Source organism: Limobrevibacterium gyesilva (genome assembly GCF_025989185.1).
Taxonomy (GTDB): Bacteria; Pseudomonadota; Alphaproteobacteria; order Acetobacterales; family Acetobacteraceae; genus Limobrevibacterium; species Limobrevibacterium gyesilva.
The window spans coordinates 817,066-827,141 of record NZ_JAPDNT010000001.1 but is presented as its reverse complement, the minus strand read 5'-3'; the positions used below and the strand labels follow the sequence as shown (position 1 = coordinate 827,141).

Genomic DNA, 10,076 nt, shown 5'->3' with positions numbered 1-10,076 from the left:
ATCACGTTGCGGTCGTCCGCGATCCCCCGCGCCTGCTTCAGGTCGCGCGCCACCGCCATGCCCAGCCCGGACGAGATCGAGGTCGAGCTGTGCGCCGCCCCGAACGGGTCGTATTCGCTCTCCGCCCGCCGGGTGAAGCCGGACAGCCCGCCGCCCTGGCGCAGGGTGCGGATGCGCTCGCGCCGCCCGGTCAGGATCTTGTGCGGATAGCACTGGTGGCCGACATCCCAGATCAGCCGGTCAACCGGCGTGTCGAACACGGCGTGGAGCGCCACCGTCAGCTCCACCACCCCCAGGCTGGCGCCCAGATGCCCGCCGGTGGTCGACACCGCGTCGATCGTCTCCGCCCGCAGCTCGTCCGCCAGCTGCTTCAGCTGCTCGACCGAGAAGTTGCGCAGATCCGCCGGCACCCGCACCCGGTCCAGCAACGGGGTTTGGGGCCTGCTGGCGGCCGCGGGGGGCAGGATGGGTGCGTTCATTTGGATGACCCCAAGGGACACATCGGGCGCCTAGCTGCGCCGGGATACCACATAGGCGACCAGCTGCCGCAGCAGCGCCGCCGACTCACCAAAACTCTCCACATGCCCAGCCGCCTGCTCCGCCAGCATCGCCGCCTGCGTCTGCGCTATATTGGATCAGGCCGCCGGTTTTCAGCGCCCGCAGCCAGGTGACCTCCCCGGCGATCCGCGCCATCGTGGCGGACCGGGAGTCCCGGTCACGCAGTGCCCCCAGTTCGGATGTCATTCCCGGTCAGATCCCCTCACCTGTCGCGCGCGCTGTTGCAGACATGCCACAGCGCCGGCGGCACAATTCCGATGCCCCGGCCCGATGCGCGGGGAGCAACGAGCCATCCCCGGGACGAACGCGCGAATCGCAATGCTGCACCGGGCCCATGCCTGGCAGACATCGTGTCCACAGCACCACCCCATGCGAACCGACCCTACTCCACCGTGCCGTTTCGTGCCATACGGCGGCCGAAGGCCAGGTCCGTCGCCGGGCAAACCGCCCCCCGCGTTCGCGGCCGCCGTCAAATGGGCATTGCGAGCGGGTTGCGATCTGTCATATCCGACTGGCTTGGTTGGATATACATCGTTGCGGCATTCCGCAAGCGTGAGCTGGGCTCCCGGAGGGTTTCGATGGCGGCAGCTGGAGGGAATGCATGCTGAGGGTGGTTCTGGCGCAGCCCCGCGGATTCTGCGCGGGCGTCGAACGCGCGATCGAGATCGTCGAGCGGGCGCTGAAGAAATACGGCCCGCCCATCTACGTACGGCACGAGATCGTACACAACCGCCATGTGGTCGAGGATCTGCGCACCCGCGGCGCCATCTTCGTGGACGAACTGGACGAGATCCCGCCGGGTGCGATGACCATCTTCAGCGCCCATGGCGTGGCCAAACGGGTCGAGGAAGTGGCCCGGGAACGCGGCCTGCCGGTGATCGACGCCACCTGCCCGCTGGTCGCCAAGGTGCACGCGGAAGGCAGGCGCTATGCCGGCCAGGGGCGTGAGATCGTGCTGGTCGGCCATGCCGGGCATGCCGAAGTCGAAGGAACGATCGGCCAGATCCCCGGCACGGTGCACCTGGTCCAGACGGTCGAGGACGTGGCCACGCTGAATCCCGGCACGCCCGACAGGCTGTCCTACATCACCCAGACAACCCTGTCGGTGGACGACACCCGCGGCATCATCGCCGCCCTGAAAGCGCGCTTCCCGGCCATCGTCGGCCCCGATGTCCGTGACATCTGCTACGCCACCCAGAACCGCCAGCAGGCGGTGCGCGACCTGGCGCGGGCGGTGGACCTGATCCTGGTGGTCGGCAGCCGCAACAGCTCCAACTCCAACCGCCTGCGCGAAATCGGCGAGGAGCTGGGCAAGCCCGCCTATCTGATCGACGACGCCTCGGCGCTGCAGCCGGCATGGTTCGCGGGCATCGCCTCGGTCGGCCTGACCGCCGGCGCCTCGGCGCCGGAAATGCTGGTGCAGGGCGTGATCGACGGGCTCCGCCGGTTCGGCGAGGTGGAGGTCTCCACCCTCGACGGCGTGGCCGAGGACGTGCGCTTCCGCTTCCCCGCCGAACTCGCGGACGCCTGACCGGCGCAGCGGATGCTCGGCTCAGGCGCCGAGCATCCGCCGCGCCAGCAGACCGGCCGCGCCCACAAGCGATCGGCGGGCATGCGCCGCATCCAGCGCCAACCGGATCAGGCCGGGAACCTGCCAGGGCCGCCGCGCGACCGAGCCGAGCACGCGCAGCAGGCCGATCGCACCGGACTGATCGAGCGCGATCAAGGCAGCGGGCGGCAGGGTCCGCTCGGCCGGATCGCACACCGCGCGCAACACCGCGAACGGCAGTCCGTGACGCCGCGCCACGCGGGCCACCGCGCCGCTTTCCAGGTCCACGGCACTGGCCGAGGTCGCCTGCGACAGATGCAGCTTCCGGCCGGCATCCGCCACCACCGCCTCACCCGCCAGCAGCAGCCCCGCCGTGGTCCCGCCCAGGGCCTGGGTCAGCGCCGCATCGGTCGGATAGCGGCACCCCGCCTCCAGCACCGTCGCCGGCACCACCAAGGCACCCGGCCGCAGATTGGGATCGAGCCCGCCCGCCAGCCCGAAACTGAGCAGCGCCGTCGCTCCCCGCGCCACCAGCCGCTCCGCCGCCGCCTCGGCGCCAGCCGGCAGACCGCCGCCGATCTCCACGTCGCCAAGCCCGCGCGCAATCCGCGCCTCCGCCGCCAGGCCAACCACAATCCCGAGCGGCATGAAATCTCCCTGGCTGGCCGGGCTCGACAAGACCAGGGGCTTTGCCCCTGGACCCCAGTCAAGTCCGTCGCGCGCCTTCGCGCGATGCGTAGAAGCCTTGACAATCCCCGACTCTCTTGGCTGCGTCAGCAGCCTTCAATTGAAACCCGATATCATTTGAAGGCTGCTGACGCAGCCAAGAGAGTCGCGGGATCCAAGGGCCGAATGGCCCTTGGCGGGTGCAGGGCAGAGCCCTGCCCTTCAACCCTAGAACCCCCACGCCACCCGGCGATCATTGCTCCGCTTGAGGTTGCGATAGCGCGCCATCGCCAGCAGCGGGAAGAACAGCCTGTAGCCGTGGTAGCGCAGATAGAACACGCGCGGGAAGCCGACGGCCGTGTAGGGCTCTTCGTCCCATTCGCCGTCAGCCTTCTGTTGCGCCGCCAGCCAGGCCACCCCGCGGGCCACTGCCGGGTTATCGGCCTCGCCGGCCGCCATCAGGCCCAGCAGCGCCCAGGCCGTCTGGCTCGGGTTGCTGCGGTGGTAGCGGCCGCGCGGCGCTTTCGCATAGCTCTCGTTGTCCTCGCCCCAGCCGCCGTCCTCGCGCTGGGTGTCCAGCAGGAAGGCCACGGCCTTGCGCACCGACGGGTCGTCGGACGCGACGCCGGCCGCGTTGAACGCGCACAGCACCGACCAGGTGCCGTAGATGTAGTTGGTGCCCCAGCGGCCGAACCAGCTTCCGTCCTGCTCCTGCTCGCGCCGCAGCCAGGCAAGGGCGCGGGCCATCACCGGCTCCTCGGCCGCGTGGCCGAGCTGGGCCAGGAACGAGACGCAACGCGCGGTCACGTCGGCGGTCGGCGGATCCAGCAGCGCGCCATGGTCGGCGAACGGGATGTGGTTGAGGTAGTGCTTGTCGTTGTCGGCGTCGAACGCGCCCCAGCCGCCGTCGCGGCTTTGCATGCCCACGATCCAGTCGCGCGCCCGGGCAATGGCCCCCGCGTGGTCCGGCTCGCCCTGCCCCGCTTCCATCTGGCGATGCAGCAACATGCCCACCACGGCGGTGTCGTCCACGTCGGGGTAGTGCGGGTTCTCGTACTGGAACGCCCAGCCGCCGGGCGGGGCATGCGGCCGCGCCGCTTTCCAGTCGCCCACCACGTCCAGGATCTGCTTGCCGCGCAGCCAGCCATTGGCCGCATCCACGGCTGGGGCCGCCGCGCCGTCCGTCTCGGCGAGGGCATGACCGGCCAAAGCCGTATCCCACACCGGCGACAGGCAGGGCTGGCAATAGGCGCGGCCGTCCTCGACCACCAGCAGCTTGTTCACTGAGGCCCAGGCGATCACCGCATCCGGATGGTCGGGCGCATAGCCGAGCGTGTCGAACATCATCACGGCATTGGCCATGGCCGGATAGATGCCGCCCAGTCCGTCCTCGCCGTTCAGCCGGACGGTGATGAAATCCACCGCCTTGGCGACGGCGCGCCTGCGGATGGCAGCGGGGAACAACGGCTCGGCGACGCGCAGGACGCTGTCCAGATGCTTGAAGAACCTGCCCCAGCCGGAGCGGTACGGCCCCCGGATCCAGTCGCGCACCTGCTCGGGCGGGGTGCGGAACAGCTCCTGCACGCGCACGCCGCGCGGGTTGCGCGCCCTGGGCTTCAACGCCATCAGCACCAGCAGCGGCACGATCACCGTGCGCGACCAGTACGACACCTTGTCGAGGTGGAACGGGAACCACTTCGGCAGGATCATGATCTCGACCGGCATCACCGGCACCCCGCGCCAGGGCACCTCGCCGTATAGCGCCAGTTGCGCGCGGGTGAACACGTTGGTCCGCTCTGCCCCGCCGGCGGCCAGGATCGCCTCGCGCGCGCGCCGCATATGCGGGGCATCGGGATCGTCGCCGATCACCTTGAGCGCGAAATACGCCTTCACGCTGGCGGAGATGTCGAAGGCGCCGTCGTGGAACAGCGGCCAGCCGCCATGCGCGCCCTGGATGGAGCGCAGATAGGTGCCGATCTTGCGCTCCAGCTCCGCATCGGTGCGGTCGAGGAAATGCTGCAGCAGCACGAATTCGGCCGGGATGGTCGCGTCCGCCTCCAGCTCGAACACCCAGTGGCCGTCGGGCTTCTGGCGGCGCTGCAGGGCGGCGCCAGCGCGGCTCACGGCGTCGGCGAGCGCCGCATCCGGCAAATTGATGTCGTTGGTCGCGGTGAGGCTTTCACCAGGCATTGCATGAATCCGTTGGGTCGGGCGCGGCGGGTCAGGCCAGAAGAACACATTCGGCGGCCACACGGCCGGCCCTGATCGCACCTTCGATGGTCGCGGGCAAGCCGGTCGCGGTCCAGTCGCCGGCCAAAGCGAGGTTGCGGACATGGGTCCGCTGTCCGGGGCGGCGCGCCTCCTGGGCGGCGGTGGCGGCGAACGTCGCTCGTCTCTCCTTCACCACCCGCACCGGCGGCATCGGCTCGGGCAGGTCCAGCGCCGCGCGCACGTCGGGCCAGACCCTCGCCGCAATCTCCTCGGCGGACAGGTCCACGATCCGGTTGGCGGCGCTGACGGTGACGGAGACGATGCCGTTCTTGACGAAGATCCACTCCGCGGTGCCACCGATCACGCTCAGGAACCCCGTCTGGCGCAGCACGCCCTTGGGCTCGGCCGCGACGCGGAAATGGATGTTCAGGATCGCCTCGAACGCGTCCGGCGCCTCCAGCCAGGGCAGCAGGCCGGCCGCGACCGAAGCAGGCACCGCCAGCACCACTGCCTCGTCCGGCGCCACCGCCACCTTCCCCTCCGGCGTGTCGAGGCCGACCACACGGTTGTCCTCGATGCCGATGCCGGCGATCCGCCGCCCGGTCAGCAGCCGGCCGCCGTGCGCCTCCAGCCAGGAGACGGCGGGGTCGATGAAGCTCTCGGACAGGCCCTCGCGCGGATACAGCGGAATGCAGGCCTGCCCGCCGCGCAGCAGCGTCTCGCTCACCACCGCGCCCATAAGGCGGGCCAGCCCGGCTTCGGGCCGTGTATTGAGCGCGGCCACGGCCAACGGCTCCAGCAGCCGCCGGTAGAGCGCGCCGTCGCGGTCCAGCACCTCAGTCACGGTGGCCTCGGCGCCGGCTTTGCGCAGCGCCAGAAGCTGCAGGTAATCGCGCAAATGTGTCCCGGGCACGCGGCGGTCGTGCCGGAAGATCCACCAGGGAATGCGGCCGGGGCTGGGCCGCACGGTCCAGCGCGCGCCAGTCGCCGCGTCCATGAACGGAAACAGCGGCACGCCCGGCCCGGCCATGCTGGCGCGCGCGCCGATCCGGTCCAGGAACGCCATGGTGGCGTGGTTCCCGGACAGCAGCAGGTGATTGCCGTTGTCGATGCGCATGCCCAGCCCGCGGTCGAAATACGAACGGCAGCGACCGCCGGCGGCCGGCCCGGCCTCATACACCGTCACGGTCCGCCCGGCCTCCGCCAGGGCCATGGCGGCGGACAGCCCGGCAAGCCCGGCGCCGATGACGTGGACGCGGGTCACAGCAGCCCGTGCCACAGCGCGATCCACAGCTTCTGCCATTTCGGCAGCTTCACGGGCAGGTCCAGGCGCTGCCAGCCGCGCCGTTCCAGCCGCGCCAGAATGGCGGCGTATGTCGCCCCCATCAGCCGCGCCGGCCGCATCGCCTTGCGGTCGCAGCGCCACATCGCCGCATGCGCCTCGCGGAAATGTCCGTGCGCCAGCGTGGCCACGCGGGCGCACACGGCCGGCAAGCCGGGATGGGTCAGCGCCGCCGACGGATCGGCCGGCACGCCCCCGGCCTCCAGCCATTCGCGCGGCAGATACAGCCGTCCGCGCCCGGCGTCCTCGTGCAGGTCGCGCAGGATGTTGGTCAATTGCAGGGCGCGGCCGAGATGGTGCGCCACACGGTCCGCCTCCGCCGAACTGTCGCCGAAGGCGCGCACCGACAGCCGGCCGACGGCGGAAGCGACGCGGTCGCAATACAGGTCGAGCGCGGCGAGGTCCGGTGCCACCACCGTGGTCTCCGCGTCCGTCTGCATGCCGTCGATCACCGCATCGAAATCGGCCTTGCGCAACGCGAACGCCTGCACGGCACGCAGCAGCACGCGGGTCACGGCGTCGTCCGTCTCGCCACGATACAAGGCGGCGATGCGGGCGCGCCACGCATCCAGGCGCGGCCGCTTCTCGGTGATGTCCGCCCCGTCGTCGGCGATGTCGTCGACGATGCGGCAAAAGGCATACACGGCGTACATGGCGTGGCGCCGGTCCGGCGGCAGCACGGTCATGCCGCGATAGAAGCTGGTGCCGGCGGCCCGCACCACCGCTTCCACCGCGTCGAGATCCGCCTGCGCCGCACCCAGCGGCGTCGTGGCCGAACCGCTCACGGCAGGAACCGCAGCGAGGCGACGACGCTGGACAGGACGTCACCCCTGGTCAGCTTCACCCGGGTGGCGATCGGATCGCCACGCCGCAACCGCGTGGCCAGCCGGCGCGACAGGCCCACGATGACAGCCGTCTCCAGCCGCAGCCGCCGGTCGCGCGTGGCCTGCGGCAGCCCAACGGCGGTGCGGTTCAGCGCGTCGCACTCATCCAGCAGCGCGTCGAACACGCGGCGCAGGCCCGGCGTCTCGGCGGCACCCCGCACGTCCTGCAATCCGGTGCCGCAACGCTGCATCAGATCCTCGGGCAGGTAGCAGCGGTCCAGCGCGTCCAGGTCCTTGCGGACGTCCTGCAGGTGGTTCAGCACCTGCAGCGCCGCGCACAGCGCGTCGGACGGCGCCCAGGTCTTGCGGTCCTCGCCATGCAGGTCGAGCACGTGGCGCCCGACCGGCATGGCGGAATACCGGCAATAGTCCAGCAGCTCGTCCCAGCTCGCGTAGCGCAGCTTGGCGGCGTCGCGGCGGAACGCCACCAGCAGGTCGCAGGAATGCTGCGGCGTGACCCCGGTCTCGGCCAGGCTCGCGCGCAACGCGGTGGCGCTGGGCGAGCCGGTGCCGCGGCGGCCCAGCAGCACGTCCTCCATCACGTCCAGGCGGGCCACCTTGTCGTCCGCGGCCAATACCGCGCTGTCGGCGATGTCGTCGGCGTTGCGGGCGAAGGCGTAGAAGGCGTGCACGTGCCGGCGCAGCCGGGGGCTGATCAGCGCGGAGCCGACCGGGAAATTCTCGTCGCCCCGGTCCTTGCCGGACCAGGATTCGACGGAGTCGAGGGTGGCACTCACGCGCGCGTCTCCGTATAGGCGCGGCGCTTCCAGACGACGCCGCGGCCACGATGATGATCGAGCGCCGCGCCGATGGTCGCGGCCATGTAGAAGGCGGCGATCGCCGGCAGCAGCGGCGCCCAGAGCCAGGGCAGGCCGAACCGCCACAGCGTCGGCACGAAGCTCGCAGCCATCAACGCCCAGGCGGCCAGCCCCGGCAGTGAATGATGCGCCAGCGCCGCGTAGGGCGGCAGCAGGAATACCAGCGCCAGCCCCAGCGTGGTCGCCACCAGCAGCAGCGGCGAGTAGCGGAGCTGCACATAGGCCGAGCGCGCCACCATGCGCCAGATATCCGCGAACCCCGGATAGGGCCGGATGGAGCGCGCCAGCGCGCTGTGCCCCAGCCAGATCCGCCCGCCGCGCTTCACCGCGCCGGCCAGCGTCACGTCGTCGATCAGCGCGCCGCTGATCGCCGCGATGCCGCCGATGCGATCGAGCGCCCGCCGGCGGACCAGCACCGTGCCGCCGGCCGCCGCCGCGGTGGCGCGCAGCGGGTCGTTCACCCAGGCGAACGGATACAGCAGCGCGAACAGATAGACGAAAGCGGGCACCAGCGCCCGCTCGGCGCGGCTTTCGCAGTTCAGCGCCACCATCTCGCTGGCCATGTCCACGCCGGTCCGCTCTGCCTGGGTCACGAGCGTGGAGAGATGGGCAGGATCGTGGGTGATGTCGGCGTCGGTCAGCAGCACCATCTCTTCCGTCGTCGCCGCCACGCCCTGATGCACGGCCCACAGCTTGCCGGCCCAGCCGGCGGGGCGCGGGGCGCCGTCGATCACGGTCAGTCGTCCGGTGGCCCCGGGCAGGGCGCGGGCAATGGCGGCGGTGCCGTCGGTGCTGTTGTCGTCCACCAGCACGACGCGGAACGGGCCGGGATAGTCCTGCGCCAGCAGCGAGCCGATGCTGCGCGCGATCACGTCGGCCTCGTCACGCGCCGGCACCACCACTGCCACCGGCGGCGCGTGCCGCGGGCGGGCGGGCGCCAGCGTCGGGCCGGCCTGCCAGAACCGCCCGTGCAGGAACACCAGATAGACCCAGGCCAGCAGCGCGAGCCACGCCAGCGCAGTCATCGCGGCACCATCCCGTTGGCGCGGAACCAGGCGATGGCGTCGGCCACCGCCTCGCGCGCCGGGCGCGGCGCGTAGCCGAGCTCGGCGATCGCCTTGGCCGAGGAGAAGAACATCGTCTTGCGGGCCATGCGCAGATGGTCGCGCGTCACCAGCGGCTCGATCCCGGTGAGGTTGGCCAGCCCCTCGCAGGCGAGCGCCACCGGCCACAGCAGCGCGTTCGGCAGGCGGATGCGCGGCGGGCGGCGGCCGGCCTCCGCGGCCACCAGGGCCAGCAGCCGGGCCAGGGTCAGGTTCTCGGAGCCGAGGATGTAGCGCTCGCCGATCCGCCCGCGTTCCAGGGCGAGGATGTGGCCCTCCGCCACGTCGTCCACATGCACCACGTTGAGGCCGGTATCGACATAGGCCGGCATCCGGCCGGAGGCGGCATCGGCGATCATCTTGCCGGTGGGCGTGGGCCGGATGTCGCGCGGCCCCACGGGCGCGGTGGGATTGACGATCACCGCCGGCAGGCCGCGCTCGCGCACCAGGTCCAGCACCGCATGTTCGGCCCGGAACTTCGATTTCTTGTAGATGCCCACCACGATGTCCTCGCTGACCGGCGTGGTCTCGTCGGCCGGCGTGCCGTCCTTGGTCAGCCCGAGGGCGGCGACGCTGCTGCAATAGACGACGCGCTCCACGCCGGCCTCCAGCGCCGCCAGCATCAGCGCCCGCGTGCCCTCCACATTGGCGCGCAGCATGGCGTCCGGGTCGGGCACCCAGATGCGGTAGTCGGCGGCGACGTGGAACACGTAGCGGCATCCCGCCACCGCGCGCGCCAATGAGGCCGCATCGGTGAGGTCGCCCGTCATCGGCTCGGCCGCGAAGCCGGCCAGGTTGCGCCGGTCGCTCGCTGCCCGCACCAGCACGCGCACGGCATGCCCGCGCGCGGCGAGCGCGCGCGCGACCGCCGAGCCCACGAAGCCCGTGGCGCCGGTCACAAGGATGGGATCATGCGTGGTCACGATGTGGCGCAGTCCAGAATGA

General features: G+C 71.3%; 9 protein-coding genes. 1 reads left to right on the top strand and 8 read right to left on the bottom strand.

What is annotated here, in order from left to right; genetic code table 11:
• The coding region (locus tag OL599_RS04010; RefSeq protein ID WP_283949458.1) for a 1-deoxy-D-xylulose-5-phosphate synthase N-terminal domain-containing protein at positions 1-479 on the bottom strand (479 nt) is incomplete at its 3' end.
• Between the two features lie 680 nt (positions 480-1,159).
• Between OL599_RS04010 and ispH the strand changes: the two genes are divergently transcribed.
• A complete protein-coding gene (ispH, locus tag OL599_RS04005) occupies positions 1,160-2,089 on the top strand; it encodes a 4-hydroxy-3-methylbut-2-enyl diphosphate reductase (RefSeq protein ID WP_264712300.1) in 930 nt (309 codons plus the stop codon).
• Between the two features lie 21 nt (positions 2,090-2,110).
• Here the strand turns inward: ispH and OL599_RS04000 are convergent, their stop codons facing one another.
• The 7 genes from OL599_RS04000 to hpnA form a co-directional block, all read right to left on the bottom strand.
• The gene (locus OL599_RS04000; protein WP_264712299.1) at positions 2,111-2,755 is read right to left on the bottom strand and encodes a phosphorylase family protein; all 645 of its coding nucleotides are present in this window, start codon (positions 2,753-2,755) and stop codon (positions 2,111-2,113) included.
• Between the two features lie 246 nt (positions 2,756-3,001).
• Positions 3,002-4,963: a squalene--hopene cyclase gene (shc, locus tag OL599_RS03995; protein WP_264712298.1), complete on the bottom strand. Its 1,962-nt coding sequence runs from the start codon at positions 4,961-4,963 to the stop codon at positions 3,002-3,004.
• Between the two features lie 31 nt (positions 4,964-4,994).
• Complete coding sequence (gene hpnE / locus OL599_RS03990; protein WP_264712297.1) at positions 4,995-6,263, bottom strand: hydroxysqualene dehydroxylase HpnE; 1,269 nt, start codon at positions 6,261-6,263, stop codon at positions 4,995-4,997.
• A complete protein-coding gene (gene hpnD, locus OL599_RS03985) occupies positions 6,245-7,111 on the bottom strand; it encodes a presqualene diphosphate synthase HpnD (RefSeq protein ID WP_264712296.1) in 867 nt (288 codons plus the stop codon). Before hpnD ends, hpnE begins: the two co-directional genes overlap by 19 nt.
• Positions 7,108-7,947 (bottom strand): squalene synthase HpnC, encoded by an 840-nt coding sequence (hpnC, locus tag OL599_RS03980; protein ID WP_264712295.1) that lies wholly within the window; start codon positions 7,945-7,947, stop codon positions 7,108-7,110. Before hpnC ends, hpnD begins: the two co-directional genes overlap by 4 nt.
• Positions 7,944-9,053, bottom strand: a complete 1,110-nt coding sequence (locus OL599_RS03975) for a glycosyltransferase (RefSeq protein ID WP_264712294.1) — start codon at positions 9,051-9,053, stop codon at positions 7,944-7,946. Before OL599_RS03975 ends, hpnC begins: the two co-directional genes overlap by 4 nt.
• A complete protein-coding gene (gene hpnA, locus OL599_RS03970) occupies positions 9,050-10,054 on the bottom strand; it encodes a hopanoid-associated sugar epimerase (RefSeq protein ID WP_264712293.1) in 1,005 nt (334 codons plus the stop codon). Before hpnA ends, OL599_RS03975 begins: the two co-directional genes overlap by 4 nt.
• Positions 10,055-10,076 lie beyond the last annotated feature (22 nt).